15 protein-coding genes are annotated in these 17,811 nt (G+C 61.4%); 7 read left to right on the top strand and 8 right to left on the bottom strand.

Annotation, left to right across the window (positions count from 1 at the left end; all coding sequences use genetic code 11):
* Positions 1 to 2 precede the first annotated feature (2 nt).
* From C8K63_RS14310 to C8K63_RS14280, 7 genes are all read left to right on the top strand, one after another.
* Entirely contained in the window at positions 3 to 1,580 is a 1,578-nt protein-coding gene (locus C8K63_RS14310) for an ABC transporter ATP-binding protein (protein ID WP_108217304.1), read from the top strand.
* 147 nt (positions 1,581 to 1,727) lie between these two features.
* Complete coding sequence (locus tag C8K63_RS14305) at positions 1,728 to 3,143, top strand: sigma-54-dependent Fis family transcriptional regulator (RefSeq protein WP_108217303.1); 1,416 nt, start codon at positions 1,728 to 1,730, stop codon at positions 3,141 to 3,143.
* Positions 3,144 to 3,431: 288 nt separating this feature from the next.
* Positions 3,432 to 4,823: a GntP family permease gene (locus C8K63_RS14300; protein WP_108217302.1), complete on the top strand. Its 1,392-nt coding sequence runs from the start codon at positions 3,432 to 3,434 to the stop codon at positions 4,821 to 4,823.
* A gap of 7 nt (positions 4,824 to 4,830) precedes the next feature.
* On the top strand, positions 4,831 to 5,604 hold the full coding sequence (locus tag C8K63_RS14295; RefSeq protein WP_108217301.1) for a 3-hydroxybutyrate dehydrogenase: 774 nt from the start codon (positions 4,831 to 4,833) through the stop codon (positions 5,602 to 5,604).
* 127 nt (positions 5,605 to 5,731) lie between these two features.
* Positions 5,732 to 7,687 (top strand): acetoacetate--CoA ligase, encoded by a 1,956-nt coding sequence (locus C8K63_RS14290; RefSeq protein ID WP_108217300.1) that lies wholly within the window; start codon positions 5,732 to 5,734, stop codon positions 7,685 to 7,687.
* A 214-nt stretch (positions 7,688 to 7,901) separates the two neighbouring features.
* Positions 7,902 to 10,439 (top strand): PAS domain-containing protein, encoded by a 2,538-nt coding sequence (locus C8K63_RS14285; protein WP_108217299.1) that lies wholly within the window; start codon positions 7,902 to 7,904, stop codon positions 10,437 to 10,439.
* A 77-nt stretch (positions 10,440 to 10,516) separates the two neighbouring features.
* On the top strand, positions 10,517 to 10,792 hold the full coding sequence (locus tag C8K63_RS14280; RefSeq protein ID WP_007898282.1) for a peptidylprolyl isomerase: 276 nt from the start codon (positions 10,517 to 10,519) through the stop codon (positions 10,790 to 10,792).
* Positions 10,793 to 10,907: 115 nt separating this feature from the next.
* Here C8K63_RS14280 and C8K63_RS14275 read toward each other — a convergent pair whose 3' ends face one another.
* The 8 genes from C8K63_RS14275 to C8K63_RS14240 form a co-directional block, all read right to left on the bottom strand.
* Complete coding sequence (locus tag C8K63_RS14275; protein WP_108217298.1) at positions 10,908 to 11,840, bottom strand: sugar kinase; 933 nt, start codon at positions 11,838 to 11,840, stop codon at positions 10,908 to 10,910.
* An 83-nt stretch (positions 11,841 to 11,923) separates the two neighbouring features.
* On the bottom strand, positions 11,924 to 13,141 hold the full coding sequence (locus C8K63_RS14270; protein ID WP_108217297.1) for an amino acid deaminase: 1,218 nt from the start codon (positions 13,139 to 13,141) through the stop codon (positions 11,924 to 11,926).
* Positions 13,142 to 13,180: 39 nt separating this feature from the next.
* Positions 13,181 to 13,945, bottom strand: a complete 765-nt coding sequence (locus C8K63_RS14265; RefSeq protein ID WP_108217296.1) for an IclR family transcriptional regulator — start codon at positions 13,943 to 13,945, stop codon at positions 13,181 to 13,183.
* A 145-nt stretch (positions 13,946 to 14,090) separates the two neighbouring features.
* Positions 14,091 to 14,480 (bottom strand): RidA family protein, encoded by a 390-nt coding sequence (locus C8K63_RS14260; protein ID WP_108217295.1) that lies wholly within the window; start codon positions 14,478 to 14,480, stop codon positions 14,091 to 14,093.
* 28 nt (positions 14,481 to 14,508) lie between these two features.
* Positions 14,509 to 15,303 carry an amino acid ABC transporter ATP-binding protein gene (locus C8K63_RS14255; protein ID WP_108217294.1) on the bottom strand — a complete coding sequence of 265 codons (795 nt, stop codon included), beginning with the start codon at positions 15,301 to 15,303 and terminating at the stop codon, positions 14,509 to 14,511.
* On the bottom strand, positions 15,300 to 15,962 hold the full coding sequence (locus C8K63_RS14250) for an amino acid ABC transporter permease (protein WP_108217293.1): 663 nt from the start codon (positions 15,960 to 15,962) through the stop codon (positions 15,300 to 15,302). Before C8K63_RS14250 ends, C8K63_RS14255 begins: the two co-directional genes overlap by 4 nt.
* An 8-nt stretch (positions 15,963 to 15,970) precedes the next feature.
* Entirely contained in the window at positions 15,971 to 16,633 is a 663-nt protein-coding gene (locus C8K63_RS14245) for an amino acid ABC transporter permease (protein WP_108217292.1), read from the bottom strand.
* 51 nt (positions 16,634 to 16,684) lie between these two features.
* Positions 16,685 to 17,533: a transporter substrate-binding domain-containing protein gene (locus C8K63_RS14240; RefSeq protein WP_108217291.1), complete on the bottom strand. Its 849-nt coding sequence runs from the start codon at positions 17,531 to 17,533 to the stop codon at positions 16,685 to 16,687.
* Positions 17,534 to 17,811 lie beyond the last annotated feature (278 nt).

Below are 17,811 nucleotides of genomic sequence, written 5' to 3'. Positions count from 1 at the left end.
ATATGACCAACCTGATCGAAATCCGTGACCTCAGCGTGGCCTTCAGCGGCCAGGCCGTGGTGCGCAATCTGTGCCTGGACATCCGCCCTGGCGAATGCCTGGCGCTGGTGGGCGAATCGGGCTCGGGCAAGTCGGTGACGGCCCACTCGATCCTGCAACTGCTGCCGCAAACCGAGTCCGAGACGACGGGCAGCATCCGCTATCGCGGCCAGGAACTGGTAGGCGCCGATGTCGGCAAGTTGCGACAACTGCGCGGCAATCGCATCGCGATGATCTTCCAGGAGCCGATGACCTCCCTCAACCCGCTGCACAGCATTGAAAAGCAGATCGGCGAAACGCTGCTGGTGCACAAAGGCCTGGCGGGCAAGGCGGCGCAAGAGCGGATTCTCGAATTGCTGCACCTGGTGGGCATCCAGAAACCCGAGGAACGCCTCAAGGCCTATCCCCATCAATTGTCCGGCGGGCAGCGCCAGCGGGTGATGATCGCCATGGCCCTGGCGTGCGAACCGGAACTGCTGATCGCCGACGAACCGACCACTGCGCTGGATGTGACGGTGCAGCGCAAGATCCTGCTGCTGCTCAAATCCCTGCAACAGCGACTGGGCATGTCACTGCTGCTGATCAGCCATGACCTCAATCTGGTGCGCAGTATCGCCCAGCGCGTGTGCGTGATGAAGGCCGGGGAAATCGTCGAGCAGGCGCCTTGCGAAATCCTGTTCACCGAACCCAAGCACCCTTACAGCTGCGTATTGCTGCACGCCGAACCCGAGGGCGAAGCCTTGCCCCGGGACGAGCGCGAAAACGTACTGGAGGTGGACAATCTGCAGGTGCGGTTTCCCGTCGGTGGTGGCCTGTTTCAACGCAAAACCTGGCTGCGCGCCGTCGATGGCATCAGCCTGAATATTCAGCGCGGCAAAACCCTGGGCATCGTCGGTGAGTCCGGTTCCGGCAAGTCCACCCTGGGTCAGGCGATTCTGCGTTTGCTCGACTCCGAAGGCGGTATCCGCTTTCAAGGCCAGGCGCTGGACGGTCTAACGCAAAAACAGCTGCGACCGTGGCGCAAGCAGATGCAGGTGGTGTTCCAGGACCCTTTCGGCAGCCTCAGCCCAAGGATGTCCGTGGCACAAATCATCAGCGAAGGCCTGGAAGTGCACAGCCAGTTGAGCTCTGAAGAGTGCAATGCCGAAGTGATCCGGGCACTGAGCGAAGTCGGCCTCGACCCGCAAAGTCGCCATCGTTATCCCCACGAGTTCTCCGGGGGGCAGCGCCAGCGCATCGCCATCGCCCGGGCGTTGGTGCTGAAGCCGGCGCTGATCCTGCTCGACGAACCGACCTCGGCGCTCGACCGCACGGTACAGAAACAAGTGGTCGCCCTGCTCCGCCAGCTTCAGGAAAAACACGGTTTGACCTACCTGTTCATCAGCCATGACCTGGCGGTGGTGCGCGCCCTGGCCCACGACATGATCGTGATCAAGGACGGCAAAGTGGTGGAACGCGGCGCCAGCCATGAGGTGTTTGATTCGCCGCAGCATCCGTACACCAAGGAGCTGTTGGCGGCGGCGTTGTTGGGGCAGGCATAATCCGTTGCATTCAGTTAGACCGAGCCGCGGCCTTCGCGAGCAGGCTCGCTCCCACAGGAGATTTGTGAACGACGCAGATCAACTGTAGGAGCGAGCCTGCTCGCGAAGAGGCCGGCACAGGCAATACACAACCAGGATCATGTACCCATGAACACCACCGAAAGCCTCAAGGACTACCAGCGCGTTCGCCTGCTGGCGATCCGCTCGTTGTTCGAGATCATCGAGCAGTCGAGCGAGGGCACGGTGATTGTCGACCGCGACGCCAACATCGTCTGGATGAATGAGCGTTATGCCCGGCGCTTTGGCCTGCAATCGGCGCAAGGCGCAATCGGCAAGCCCTGCGAAAGCGTGATCCCCGGCAGCCTGTTGCGTGAAGTGGTGCGCAGCGGCCGGCCGATTTTGCTGGATATGCAAGACACCCCCAAAGAGCCGCTGGTGGTCATGCGCCTGCCGATTCACGATGACGCCGGCGTGGTGATCGGTGCCATCGGTTTTGCCCTGTTCGACGAATTGCGCAGCCTGTCGCCGATGCTCAAGCGCTACATGAGCATGCAGGAAGAACTGGCTTCCACCCGCTCGCTGCTGCGGGCGCGGCAGACCAAATACAACTTCGCCCATTTCATCGGCACCAGCGCCGCCAGCCTGGAAGTCAAACGCCGCGCCCGGCGCAGTGCGAGTACCGAATCGCCGGTGCTGTTGCTTGGTGAAACCGGCACCGGCAAGGAGTTGCTGGCCCAGGCGATCCACAATGCCTCGCCCCGTGCACACAAGGCGTTTGTCAGTGTCAACAGCGCGGCGATTCCCGAATCGCTGTTGGAGGCCGAGTTCTTCGGCACAGCCCCTGGCGCATTTACCGGTGCCGATCGCAAGGGCCGCGCCGGCAAATTGCAGATTGCCCAGGGCGGCACGCTGTTCCTCGATGAAATCGGCGACATGCCGCTGCCCCTGCAAAGCAAACTGCTGCGAGTGTTGCAGGAAAAGGAATTCGAGCCGGTGGGCTCCAACGAAGTGATCCAGAGCGATGTGCGGGTGATCGCCGCGACCTCTACGGACCTGGAAGCGGCGATCAAACGCGGCGAATTCCGCGCCGATTTGTACTACCGCCTCAATGTGCTGCCGATCCAGGTTCCACCCCTGCGCGACCGCCTGGATGACGTGCCGGCGCTCAGTGAAGCCATTCTTGAGGAACTGCGCAGCCAGCATGAATTGCACCACGAGGCCCTGGAACTGTTGGGGCAACACGCCTGGCCGGGGAACATCCGGGAACTGCGCAATGTGCTGGAGCGGGCCGCGCTGCTCAGTGATGACTTGCGCCTGACGGCGGCGGACATCCGCGCAGCGATTGGTAAGTTCACCCAGGTGGAGCGCGTGGCGCCCTTGACCATCGAGCCGCTTGCCCATGAAACGTTCAGTGCGGCGCGAGAGCGATTTGACCGGCAATTGATTGAAACCACCCTTGCGCAATGCGGAGGCAAGGTGGTGGAAGCGGCAGAGCGGCTGGGGCTTGGCCGGTCGACGCTGTATAAGAAGATGGTGGCGTTGGGGATCGCCGAGTCTCAATAAAGAGACATGCATCTCCATTGTTAGACAGATCTTCGCGAGCAGGCTCGCTCCCACAGGGAGACAGAGTAGTTCGGGAGAACACGGTCTACTGTGGGAGCGAGCCTGCTCGCGATGAGGCCAGCACTATCGCCAAAAGTCTCCGATTAGAGACAAAGCATTCGAATCCAGCCCACAAAAGTCGAATATATCCTTATATTTCAACAACTTAACAAGATGGCACAAAACTCGCTATACGCCTCTCCTACCAGGCTTCACCCAACAAAAATAACAACCCAGGAGAGACACACCATGAGTGTGATCATTGCCTTGGCAGCCCTCGCGCTGCTGATGCTGGCTGCCTACCGTGGCTACAGCGTTATCCTCTTTGCCCCGATTGCCGCGCTCGGCGCCGTTCTGCTCACCGATCCTTCCGCTGTCGCCCCTGCTTTCACCGGGGTGTTCATGGAAAAAATGGTCGGTTTCATCAAACTGTATTTCCCGGTCTTCCTGCTCGGCGCGGTGTTCGGCAAGCTGATCGAACTGTCCGGTTTCTCGCGCTCCATCGTCGCGGCGGCGATTCACCTGCTGGGCACCCGCCAGGCGATGCTGGTGATCGTGCTGGTCTGCGCCTTGCTGACCTACGGCGGAGTGTCGCTGTTTGTGGTGGTGTTCGCGGTCTATCCGTTTGCCGCCGAGATGTTCCGTCAAAGCAACATCCCCAAGCGCCTGATTCCGGCGACCATTGCCCTCGGTGCGTTCTCATTCACCATGGACGCCCTGCCCGGTACGCCACAAATCCAGAACATCATCCCCAGCACATTCTTCAACACCACCGCGTGGGCGGCGCCGTGGCTGGGGTTGATCGGCACGATCTTCGTGTTCTGTGCCGGCATGCTGTTTCTCCAGCGTCAGCGCAACAAGGCCCAGCGTGCCGGTGAAGGCTATGGTTCTGACCTGCGCAACGAGCCGGAAACCGCCGCCGACCTCAAGCTGCCCAACCCGTGGCTTGCACTCTCGCCACTGCTGGCGGTGGGCATCATGAACCTGCTGTTCACCCACTGGATTCCGCAGGTGTATGGCAAGACCCACAGCCTCGCGCTGCCGGGCATGGCCGCGCCGGTGACCACGGACATCGCCAAGCTCACGGCGATCTGGGCGGTACAGGCAGCCTTGCTGGTCGGCATCCTCATGGTGCTGGTGTTTGGCTACAAGGCGATCAGCCGCAAGCTGGCCGAAGGCAGTAAAAGCGCGGTGAGCGGTGCCTTGCTGGCGGCGATGAACACCGCCTCGGAATACGGTTTCGGCGCGGTGATCGCATCCTTGCCGGGCTTTCTGGTGCTGGCCGACTGGCTCAAGAGCATCCCCAACCCACTGGTCAACGAAGCGATTACCGTGACCCTGCTGGCCGGCATCACCGGTTCCGCCTCGGGTGGCATGAGCATCGCGCTGGCGGCGATGTCCGAGCAGTTCATCAGCGCCGCCCATGCGGCGAACATTCCGCTGGAAGTGCTGCACCGGGTCGCCGCCATGGCCAGCGGTGGCATGGACACCCTGCCGCACAACGGCGCCGTCATTACCCTGCTGGCGGTCACCGGGCTGACCCACCGCGAAGCTTACAAAGACATTTTCTGTATTACGCTGATCAAGACCCTGGCGGTTTTCGTAGTGATCGGCACCTTCTACGCCACTGGCATTGTGTGAGGTATTCATGACGACTCTTTCGGGCAAGACCGCACTGGTCACCGGTTCCACCAGCGGCATCGGCCTGGGGATAGCCCTCAGCCTGGCCAAGGCCGGGGCCAATCTGATCCTCAACGGCTTTGGCGATGCATCCAGGGTGATTGCCGAAGTCGAACAGTTCGGCGGCAAGGTCGGCCATCACCCGGCCGATGTCAGCGATCCGGCACAAATTGCCGACATGATCGCCTACGCCGAGCGCGAGTTCGGCGGCGTCGACATTCTGGTCAACAACGCTGGCATTCAACACGTGGCAGCGGTGGATGAGTTTCCGGTAGAGCGCTGGGATTCGATCATCGCCATCAACCTGTCGTCGGTGTTCCATAGCACCCGTTTGAGCCTGCCAGGCATGCGAGCCAAGGGCTGGGGCCGGGTGATCAACATTGCTTCGGTGCATGGCCTGGTCGGCTCGGTGGGCAAGTCAGCCTATGTCGCGGCCAAGCACGGGGTGATCGGCTTGACCAAAGTGGTCGCGCTGGAAACCGCGACCACCCAGGTCACCTGCAACGCGATCTGCCCAGGCTGGGTATTGACGCCGCTGGTGCAAAAGCAGATTGATGATCGTGCCGCCAGTGGGGTTGATCCGCAGCAGGCACAGCATGATTTACTCGCTGAGAAACAGCCATCGCTGGAGTTCGTGACACCGCCGCAACTGGGTGAACTGGTGCTATTTCTGTGTAGCGAAGCCGGCAGCCAGGTGCGTGGCGCGGCGTGGAATGTTGATGGTGGTTGGTTGGCGCAGTGATCAGCCGCTAAACCGCGTTATCGTTCTTCGCGAGCAGGCTCGCTCCCACATGGAAATGCGATCCCCTGTAGGAGCGAGCCTGCTCGCGATCGAGTGCACAGCACTCGCCAACAAGAAGAGGCAAACCATGTCCGACATCCTCTGGCAACCTGACGCCAAACGCATTGGCAAGACCCGCATGGAGGCCTTCCGGCGTTTCATCAATCAGCGGCATCACCTCAAGATTGACGACTACCCTGCCCTGCACCAATGGTCCGTCGAGCAACGCCCGGACTTCTGGCAGGCCATCGTCGACTTCTTCGACATCCGCTTCCACGAGCAACCCGACGCGGTGCTGCTCGAAGGTCCGCAGATGCCCGGCGCCCAGTGGTTCCCCGGCGCAACGCTGAACTTTGCCGAACACCTGCTGCAGCGTCGCGATGATGCGATCGCCGTGATAGCCGTTGGTGAAAACGGTCTGCGTGAACATTTGACCTGGGCCGATCTCGCGGAACATGTCGCCGGCTTTCAAAACGGGCTGATAGCGACCGGTGTCAGGGTTGGCGACCGGGTCGCCGCGTGCATGCCCAACACCTGGCAAACCCTGGTGGCCATGCTCGCCACCACCAGCCTTGGCGCAATCTGGTCCTGCTCTTCGCCCGACTTCGGCACCCAAGGGGTGGTTGACCGTTTCGGCCAGATCGAACCGAAAGTGCTGGTGACCTGCGCCGGCTACCGCTATGCCGGCAAGGAGATCGACCAGACCGCCAAAGTCAACGAGATCCTCCAGCGCCTGCCTTCGCTGCAACAGTTGATCGTCGTGCCTTACGCACGTCCGCAGGCGCACATAGAAGAATTCCACACCCAGGCCAACGTAACGCTGTGGAACGATTTCTATGAACCTGGCGGCGAGCCGGATTTCGTCCCCGTGCCCTTCGCCCATCCGCTGTACATCCTCTACTCCAGCGGCACCACCGGCGTGCCCAAATGCATCATTCACAGCACCGGCGGCGTACTCCTGCAACACGTCAAGGAACACGGCCTGCACTGCGATCTCGGCCCCGGCGAGCGCCTGTTCTACTACACTACTTGCGGCTGGATGATGTGGAACTGGCTGGTGTCGGCATTGGCGGTCGGCAGTGCGGTGGTGCTGTACGACGGCTCGCCGTTCCACCCCGACCCGCAACGCTTGATCGACCTGATCGACGACGAGGGCATCAGTGTCTTTGGCACCAGCCCCAAATACCTTGCGACCCTGGAAAGCAGCGGTATCAAGCCCCGGGAAAGCCATGACCTGGGCAGCCTCAAGATGCTGCTATGCACCGGCTCGGCGCTGTCGCCGCACAGTTACGACTTCGTCTATCGCGACTTCAAGGCTGACGTGTGTCTGGCCTCGATGTCCGGTGGCACCGACATCGTTTCGTGCTTCGTCAATGGCAACCCTGTGTCGCCGGTCAGGCGCGGCGAAATCATGGGCAAGAGCCTGGGCATGGCCGTCGAAGTGTGGAACGACGCCGGCCAACCGGTGATCGGCGAAAAAGGCGAACTGGTCTGCACCCGGCACTTCCCGGCGATACCCGTTGGCCTGTGGAACGATCCCGATGGCGAGAAACTGCGCAAATCCTATTTCAGCCTGTTCCCCGGCGTCTGGGCCCAAGGTGATTACGCCGAACAACTGCCCCATGGCGCAATGATGATCCACGGTCGCTCCGATGCCGTGCTCAACCCTGGGGGCGTGCGCATCGGCACGGCGGAAATCTATCGTCAGGTGGAGAAAGTCCCCCAGGTGCTCGACAGCGTGGCCATCGGTCAGCAGTGGCAGGATGACGTGCGGGTGGTGCTATTCGTACAGTTGCGCGACGGGGTCGAACTGGACGAGGCGCTGCAACAGCAGATCCGCCAGACGATTCGCGACAACGCCACGCCACGCCATGTGCCGGCGAAGATTGTCGCAGTCACCGACATTCCCCGGACCATCAGCGGCAAAGTCGTTGAGTTGGCGGTACGCAATGTGGTGCACGGGCAGAAAGTGAAAAACACCGATGCCCTGGCCAATCCCGAAGCGCTGGAACAGTACCGAAACAGGCCCGAACTCCAGGATTGAAATAGGGTCACCTGTAGGAGCGAGCTTGCTCCGGGCGGCGATCCGACGATAAACCTGAGAGCGCCGCGGAGCACCTGCCAACCAGCGTTATCGTTTACGACCATCGCGAGCGAGCTCGCTCCTACAGGGCCCTGTGTCGCCTTCGAATCAACCTGTGTCTGCCACCTGTGCAAGAATAGACGCCTGCTATAGCGAATTGGCGCAGGACTCCCGGATGAACGCAACACCAACCGCCAGCGATGCCCAGGCCTTGATCGCCCGAATCGACTGGGCAAGCAGCCCGCTGGGCGCGGCCAGCACCTGGCCACAAAGCCTGCGAACCGCCGTGGATATCGTGATTCACTCACCGATGCCGATGTTGCTGCTATGGGGCCCGCAACTGACGCAGATCTACAACGACGGCTTCGCCCTGCTCAGCGGAAGCAAACATCCACACGCTTTCGGCCAACCGACACACCTGATCTGGCCAGAGTTGAAAGACTTTACCGACCCGATATACAGCGCCGTCCTGCAAGGTCAGGTGCGAACCTACAGCGAGCAGCGCTTCACCCTGCAACGTGAGGGCCGGGAGACTGACTTCTGGCTCGACCTGACCTACAGCCCGATCCGTGACGAAAGTGCCAAGGTGGCCGGGATCCTGGTCACCGCCATCGAAACCAACGAACGCCGGCGCATCGCCCTCGAACTCGAACAGCGCTCGGCGGCCAGCCTCAAGGCCCAGCGTGAAACCGAGGAGCGCCTGCAACTGGCCCTCGCCGCCACCGATGCGGTCGGCACCTGGGACTGGGACATCAGCGAGGACCGTTTCATCGCCGATGCGAATTTTGCCCAACTGCACGGCATCGATCCGGCCATGGCCAGCCAGTTGCCGATCAGCGAGTACCTGCAAGGCGTACACCCGCAAGACCGCGCCCTGATCGCCCGCAGCATCAAGCATTGCATCACCCACGGCACTGAGTACGCCGAGGAGTATCGCCTGCTGCAAACCGACGGCCAGATGCGCTGGGTGTTTGCCCGCGGTCGCTGCTACAAGGATCACCACGGCCGGCCGATGCGCTTCCTCGGCGCCGCCCTGGACCTGACCGAACGCAAACACACCGAACAGGCCCTGCGCCAGAGCCAGACCGAGCTGCAACTGATCATCAACGCCATGCCGGTCCTGATCAGCTACGTCGACCGCGAAGAACGCTTTCGCCTGAACAATGCGGCGTACCTCGACTGGTACGGCCTGACGCCGCAAGAGCTTTACGGGCTTACCATTCTTGAAGTGCTCGGCGAAGAAGCCTATGCGCTATGCGCCCCGTACATCACTGAGGCACTGTCCGGCCGGCCCTGCAGTTTCAGCATCAGCACGCCACACCGCGACGGCAGCATCCGCCAGGCCTTGATGAATTACCTGCCGCGCCACGGCGCAGACGGCGCGGTAAACGGTTTCTACATCTTCGTGATCGATGAAACCGAAAGCAAAAAGACCGAAGAAGCCCTGCGCAACCTGAACGAAACCCTTGAGGAACGGGTTGCCGCCCGCACCCGCCAACTGGCCGAGGCCAACGAGCGCCTGCAGAACGAGATGGTCGAACGTGAGCGTGCCGAAGACACCTTGCGCCATGCCCAGAAAATGGATGCGGTCGGCCAGCTTACCGGCGGCATCGCCCATGACTTCAACAACATGCTCACCGGCATCATCGGCAGCCTCGACCTGATGCAGCGCTACATCGCGGACGGTCGTATCAGCGAGATCGGCCGATTCACCGAAGCGGCAGTGTCCTCGGCCAACCGTGCCGCCGCCCTCACCCATCGCTTGCTGGCGTTCTCCCGGCGGCAGTCGCTCAACCGCAAGCCGCTGAACCCCAACGAGCTGATTCACTCGCTCGAAGACTTGTTCAGTCGAACCAAGGGCGACCACATCGAACTCAAACTGCAACTGGCCGAAGACATCTGGCGGATCAGCACGGATGTCAGTCAGTTGGAAAACGCCTTGCTCAACCTGGTGATCAACGCCCGGGACGCCATGCCCGATGGCGGCGTGCTGCAGATCGAAACCGCCAATGTGTACCTCGACGGCAGCGACATCACGACCCTGGAACCGGTCAAGGCCGGCGACTACGTGATGATTACCGTCAGCGACAACGGCGCCGGCATGACGCCCTTGGTGCTGGCCAAGGCATTCGACCCGTTCTTCACCACCAAGCCCATTGGCCAGGGCACCGGCTTGGGCTTGTCGATGATTTACGGTTTCGCCCAACAATCGGGGGGCCACGTCAGTCTGTTCAGCCTGCCCGAACGGGGCACCAGCGTGCGTTTGTACCTGCCGCGCCTGCATTCGGTCGAGCCGGAAAAAGCCCTGTCGCCCCCCATCGGTGAGGCACCGGCGGCAATTGCCGGCGAAACCGTGATGCTGGTCGAGGACGATGCGGCGGTGCGCATGCTGGTACTGGACCTGCTCAAAGAGCTCGGCTACCGCGCCCATGAAGCCGAAGATGCCAAGGGTGCCCTGCCGGTGCTGGAATCAGACCTGCGGGTGGACCTGCTGGTGACCGACGTCGGGTTGCCGGGCATGAACGGCCGGCAACTGGCAGAAATCGCCCGCCAGCACCGCCCCGAACTGAAAGTACTGTTCATGACCGGTTATGCGGAAATCGCCGCCGAGCGCCAGGGTTTCCTCGAAGAAGGCATGGACATGGTGGCCAAACCGTTTTCCATCGACCTGCTGGCCAACAAGATTCGCACGATGATCGGTCAACCGCACTGACTTGAGGCATAATCGCGCGCCCCCGCTGTCACCCACATAACCGCCCACATAGCCACCACCGTTGCAAGGTACCGCCCATGAAAGCTCAAGCCCGCCATATTCTGGTGAAAACCTCGGAAGAAGCCGAGCAGCTCAAACAACGCATTGCCAAGGGTGAAGCGTTCGATGTCCTGGCCAAGAAGTACTCGACCTGCCCCTCGGGCAAGCGCGGCGGTGACCTCGGTGAAGTGCGGCCGGGGCAGATGGTCGGCGTGATCGATGCGGTAATCTTCAAGAAACCGCTGCGGGTGGTGCATGGGCCGATCAAGAGCAAGTTCGGCTATCACCTGGTGCAGGTGTTTTACCGGGATTGATTGGGGTGGTCTGAGGGCCCTATCGCTGGCAAGCCAGCTCCTACAGGTATCGCGCAGGTCTTGTAGGAGCGGGCTTGCCCGCGAACCGATGGCGCAGCCAACGGCCATTCACCGCTTATTTCGGAATCAACGCCCCCGGCACCTGAATCACCCGGCTCGCCAACCGATGCCCTGCCTCGGCGGCGTCCACCGGGCTGCCGCCCGTGAGCCGCGAAGCCAGATACGCCGCACTGAATGAATCCCCCGCCGCCGTGGTGTCCACCACCCGCTCGACCTTCTGCGCCGGCACCTCGAATGACTCGCCATCACAACGAATCAGGCAGGCTTGGGCGCCACGCTTGAGCACCACTTCCGGCGTACCGATCTGCTCATACGCGGCAAACACTGCGTCACAATCGGCATAACCAAACAACGCCTGTTCGTCATCCACCGTCAGCAACGCCAGGTCGACATACGGCAGCACACGACGATACGCCGCCCGAGCCTCCTCGACCGACGCCCACAGCCGTGGCCGGTAGTTGTTGTCGAACACGATTCGCGCATCGCGCTGGCGGGCTTCGATCAGAGTGTCCAGCAACTTTTCCCGGCCTTGCATGCCGAGTACCGCCAGGGTGATGCCGCTGAAGTACAGCACGTCGTAATCCGGCAGCGCCGCAAGGATCGGCGCGGCGGTCGGGGTGGTGAAGCAATCGCGTACCGCCGCTTCATTGCGCCAGTACAGAAAGCGCCGCTCGCCGACCGCGTCGGTCTGGATGCAATACAAACCCGGCAGACGCCCCGGCAGGCGCTGAACCATTCCGAGCCCGATATTTTCCGCTGCCCAACTCTGGCACATCGCGTCGCTGAAACTGTCATCGCCCAAGGCGGTGACGTAATCCACGGTGCCGTTCTCTCCCAGTTCCCGGGACAGGTACACCGCCGTGTTCAAGGTGTCGCCACCGAAGCTCTGTTGCAGGCTGCCGTCGGCGCGATGCTGCAACTCGATCATGCATTCGCCGATCAGGGCGATGCGTGGAGTGTTGGGGCCCAGGGTGTTGATGGTGTTCATACGCGGATTTCTCTTTTGTCTGGTAGGGCCTCTTCGCGGGCAAGCCCGCTCCTGCAGCGAAGGCCGCGCCTCGGTCCTGAACCTTAGAAACAGGTTTCCATGGTCTCGATGACGTTCAGTTGCTCATCGACCAGACACCCGACACGCCACTTGTCGAACGTCAGGCACGGGTGCGATGTGCCGAACGAAATGATGTCGCCCACCCGCAGATCAACCCCTGGCGCCACGGTCATGAACGCATGCTGGTCCATCACCGCGGTCACCTTGCACGCACTCACATCATCGCCTTTGGCCGGCACCACGCCGGCCTTGTACCGCAACAACGGCACCGGCAAGCCGGCGTCGTAGGCCACGTCGCGCTTGCCCAGGGCTATCACCGCAAACCCCGGCTCCGGCAACGACTGCACGTGCGCCCACACTTCCAGCGCCGGACGCAGGCCTTCGTGCAGATCGCTGCGACGGTCGAGCACGCAGCACTGCGCTTCCTTGTAGATGCCATGGTCGTGAGCCACGTAACTGCCGGGACGCAGCACGCTGAGGAAACGTCCACCGGCGTTCTGCGCTTCGAAGGATTCGGCAATCAGGTCATACCAGGCCGAGCCCGACGCGGTGATGATCGGCTTGGCAATGGCGAAGGCGCCGCTGTCCTGCAACTGCACCGCCAGGCGCACCAGTGACGCGGCGAAATCGCGGATACCGGTCACGGCGTGATCACCATGGATCACGCCCTCGTAGCCTTCGATCCCGGTCAGAGCCAGGGCCGGTTGCGCGGCGATGGCCTTGGCCAAATCGAGCACTTGCTGCTCGCTACGGCAACCGCAACGCCCGCCAACTACGCCGTACTCGATCATCACGTTCAGGCGCACGCCACGGGAGGTGAAATAGGCGCCGAGGTCGGCGACGTTGTCCGGATGATCGACCATGCAATAGAAATCGAACGTCGGGTCGGCCAGCAGGTCGGCGATCAGCGCCATGTTCGGCGTGCCGACCAACTGGTTGGCCATCAGCACACGACGCACGCCATGGGCGTAGGCGGCACGGGTTTGCGTCGCGCTGGCCAGGGTGATGCCCCAGGCACCGGCGTCCAGTTGGCGACGGAACAGCGCCGGGGTCATGCTGGTTTTGCCGTGGGGCGCCAGTTCCGCGCCGCTGTTGCTGACGAAGTCCTGCATCCAGCGAATGTTGTGTTCCAGCGCCTCGCGGTGCAGTACCAGCGCGGGCAGGCTGACGTCACGCACCAGGCTGGCACCGATCGGGGCAGCGCCTTTGTCCACGTTGGCAGTATGGGGGGAAGAAGGCATGGTCGAACTCCTCGTTCACGCGGCCGCAGGCAGCCGCTGTTATTCGTTGATGCGACGGGCCAGGCTGTTGGCGCTGTCGATCAGCACCCGGCGGTAGTCATTGTAGTTTTTCTTGGCATCGGCTCGTGGAGCGACAATGCACAGGGTCGCGATGGCCACGCCGCCAGGGTCTTTGACGGGTGCGGCGAAGCAATGGGTAAAGGTGTCGGCGACGCTATCGAAAGAAAAAAATCCATCGATCCCGGCCTGACGGATTTCCTTGAGAAACTGTTCCAGCGGCAAGCGTTCGCCGTCGGGCAGGATGAAGTCGTCGTGGTCGATCAGGTCGACGATTGCCTGGTCGCTCAGGTGCGCCAGCAACAGCCGCCCGGAGGCGGTCCAGGGGATGGGCGCGTTTTCGCCAATGTCCGAGGAAATGCGGAAATGCCGTTCCCCCTCCTTCATCAACGCAACGGTGTATTTGCGCCCGTTGAGCAGACACATCTGCGCCGTTTCATGGGTCTGGCTGACGATTTCCTGCAAGGCGTGATCGGCTTCACGGGTCAGGTCGAAATGGCGCAAGTGGGCCTGGCCGAGAAAGTACAACTGACGACCGAGGTAGACATGACCGTCCTTGCCCACCGGCTCCAGGATCCGCCGCTCCAGCAGCGAAGCCACCAGTTCGTAGACCGTGGATTTTGGGCTGCCGATGCCGTTGGCAATGTCGTTCGGGCGCAGGGGCTGGCCGATCTCCTTGAGGAAGTCGAGGATATCGAACGCCCGGTCCAGACCACGTGCCCGACGCTTGATGGTGTCTTCGGTCATTTCAGTGGTTCCCATTCAAAGTCGCCGGGAGTTTAACCAGAGTGCTGCGTTGACCGTTAGGCCGCCATCGCGAGCAGGCTCGCTCCTACAGGGAACGCATTCCAAATGTAGGAGCGAGCCTGCTCGCGATGCAGTCACCGCGGACTCAAGCCTTTTTCTTGTACGCAATGCAGTCGATCTCGACCTTGCAGTCGACCATCATGTTGGCCTGCACGCAGGCCCGCGCCGGGGCATGTTCCGGTTTGAAGTATTCGGAGAACACCTTGTTGAAACTCGTGAAATCCCGCGGATCCTCCAGCCACACGCCAGCACGCACCACGTCTTCCAGGCCATAACCGGCCTCTTCGAGAATCGCGATCAGGTTTTTCATCGTCTGGTGGGTCTGTTCGACAATGCCGCCAGTAATGATCTCGCCGTCCAGCGCCGGCACCTGCCCGGAAACGTGCAGCCAGCCATCGGCTTCAACGGCACGGGCGAATGGGCGAGGCTGACCGCCAGCGGCGGTGCTTCCGGTGCCGTAACGAGTAATGCTCATGGGCGTTTCTCCTGCTTTGAAAATGACGTTAAAAGCGAGTGCTTTTGAGAAATTCCGCCAGTCGTGGCGATTGCGGGCGCTCGAACAGGTCCTTGGGCGGCCCCTGCTCTTCGATACGCCCCTGATTCATGAATACGATCTTGTCTGAAACCTCGAAGGCGAAGCGCATTTCGTGGGTCACCAGCAGCATGGTCATGCCGTCTTCGGCCAGGCCCTTGATCACGCTCAGCACTTCGCCGACCAGTTCCGGGTCCAGGGCCGAGGTCACTTCGTCGAACAGCATCAGGCTCGGGTTCATGGCGATTGCGCGGGCAATCGCCACGCGCTGCTGCTGACCGCCAGACAACTGACCGGGAAAGTGATCGCGACGTTCCAGCAGGCCGACGCGCTCCAGCCATTTCTCGGCCAGGACCACGGCCTCGTCCTTGTGCAGTTTCTTGACTTTGAGCAGACCCAGGGTGACGTTCTGCAATGCAGTCAGGTGCGGAAACAGGTTGAACTGCTGGAACGCCATGCCGGTCATGGCACGATGACGGGCAATGACTTTTTCCGGGTGGCGAATGCGTTTGCCGTTGACCTCGTCATAACCGATGGATTCGCCGTCGAGCAGGATCTGCCCGCCCTGGAACTCTTCGAGCATGTTCACGCAGCGCAGCAGCGTGGTCTTGCCCGAGCCGCTGGAACCGATCAACGTCACCACATTGCCGCGCTGCATCGTCAGATCGACGCCCTTGAGCACTTCGAGCTGGTCGTAACGCTTGTGCAGGCCGCGAATATCCAGCAGCGGTTGGCCGTTTTGTGCATGGGTTTGAGTCTGAGTCATGGCAAAGCCACCCGCTTTTCAATATGCCGGCCGAGTAACTCGATGCCGTAGTTGATGACGAAGAACAGGAATCCGGCGAACAGGTAAAACTCCAGGGTCATGAAGGTCCGGGCGATGATCTGCTGAGTACTGAGCAGCAACTCGGCGACGCCGATCACCGACAACAGGGTCGAGGCCTTGACGATCTCGGTCGACGAATTGACCCAGGTCGGCAGAATCTGCCGCAGCGCCTGGGGCAACAACACGTAACCGAGGGCCTGGTAGAACGTCAGGCCGATGGCCTTGCTTGCCTCCATCTGCCCAAGCGGCAGGGCCTGCAAGGCACCGCGCACGATTTCGGCAACATGGGAGCCGCAGAACAGCGTCAGTCCCAGCGCACCGGCCTGGAACGCACCGATCTGCCAGCCCAGCGCCGGCGCCATGTAAAAGCACGCCAGCACCAGCACGAACACGGGCGTGCCGCGAATCACATCGACATAAAAACGAAACGGTGCGCGCATCCAGAATTTACCGTAGGTCAGCACCAGCCCGGCGACGACGCCAACCAGCGTGCCGAGCAAAATCGCCAGCACCGACACCTGGACGCTGGTCAGAAAGCCTTGCCACAGCACTTCCCGCGCCACCCACAACTCATGCAACCAACTGGGGGATTCGTACATGGGGCCTCCTATCGGCGAATCGCCAGACGCTGTTCGAGGTAACGCAGCATCATGGCAATCAGGTAACAGGCCGCCACATAAAGCGCCGTGGTCACCAGCCAGGTTTCAATCACCCGGTAGCTTTCGACATTGATCTTGCGCGCGTAATAGGTCAGCTCCGGTACGGCAATCGCCGCCGCCAGCGAGGTGTCCTTGAACAGCGAAATGAAGTTGTTCGACAGGGCCGGCAACACATTGCGCAGCATCACCGGCACGGTGACGTAGGCCTTGACCTGCCACTCGCCCAGGCCAATGGCCAGCCCAGCTTCGCGCAGGCCCTTGGGAATGCTCAGCAAACCGCCGCGGAACACTTCGGTCAGGTAGGCCCCGGCGTACAGCGACAGGGTGATGATGAACGAGGGAATCTTGTCCAGGCGTATCCCCAGGCTCGGCAACGCAAAGTAGATCAACAGAATCAACACCAGGATCGGCGTGTTACGAATCACCGTGACATACACCGACGCCAGCACCCGCAATGCGCGATGCCTGGACAGCAAGGCAAACGCCATCATCAGGCCGATCACGCAGCCGATGGCGATCGACACCAGCGCCAGTTCAAGGCCCATACCGAGCCCCGCCAGCAAGGTGTCGAAATCGCGCCACACGGCGGCAAAGTTCAACTGATAGTTCATGGTCAGCAGTACCTTGAGCGGGGCGCATTGGCGCGCCCCACTCTCACGGGATCATTTGAATTCGACGGGGAAGCCAATCGCCGGCGTTGGCAGATCCACACCGAACCACTGTTTGAACGATGCCGCGTAAGTCGGGAACTCAACGCCGGTCATGGCCTCATGCAGGGTGGTGTTGACGAAATTCAGCCAGTCCTGATCGCCGCGCTTGACCGCGCACGCATAAGTCTGCGGGCTCCAGGCATAGGCCGGGCTGCGATAACGGCCGGTGTTCTGCACCATCAGGTATTTCACCGAAGACTGATCGGTGGCCGCCGCGTCGGCGCGGCCGGAGTTCACGGCCTGGTACATCAGGTCCACGCTGTCGTACTGATCGACCTTGGCCTTGGGCAGCGCCTGGTGCACCAGCTCTTCGGCATAGACGTTTTGCAGCACCGCCACGGTGAGACTGTCACCGGCGGCCTTCATGTCATCGATTTCCTTGTACTTGCTGTTCGCCGGCAGCAGCAGGCCGACACCTTCCCGGTAGTACGGCAGGGTGAACGCCACTTGCTGGGCACGGCTAGCGGTCACGGTGATGAACTGGCAGCTCATGTCGACCTTGTCGGTCAGCAGGTTGGGGATACGCGCGTCGGACGACTGCACCACGAACTCGACTTTGCTCGGGTCGTTGAACAACCCCTTGGCCACCATGCGCGCGATATCGATATCAAAGCCTTGCAACTTGCCATCGGCGCCCTGGAAGTGCCACGGCGCGTTGGTGCTGCCGGTGCCTACAATCAGTTTGCCGCGGGCCAGGACGCTGTCGAGCTTGCTGTCTGCCGCTTGAGCGATACCCACGACAGAGGCCGAAGCCGCGAACAGAAAAACACACGCTTTAAATAAGGAAGGTCGGCGATGCATGGCAAGCACTCCAAGGCTAGTTTATTCCGCTATACCGGAATACGGTGTGTAACAACGGAATAGACAGCAGAAAGTGTGCCATAAGATATGGGCGGAATCCTGGGGGAATTGAAAAGTGTTTTGAATCAGATGGATGCGTCAGGGGAGGAAAAACCGTTACCAAACGCACGGGCAGGCAGACGCTACCGTTGGCTACAGGAAGCGGGTATCCGGTTCACAACCGGGCGCACATGAACCCATTCGAAGCAAGACCTTCGAGTCAGGGCCATTCATTGGAC

This window comes from Pseudomonas sp. GV085, from assembly GCF_003050925.1.
GTDB lineage: Bacteria > Pseudomonadota > Gammaproteobacteria > Pseudomonadales > Pseudomonadaceae > Aquipseudomonas.
Note: the sequence above shows the minus strand (reverse complement) of the source record. Positions and strands in the feature narration are given on the sequence as shown.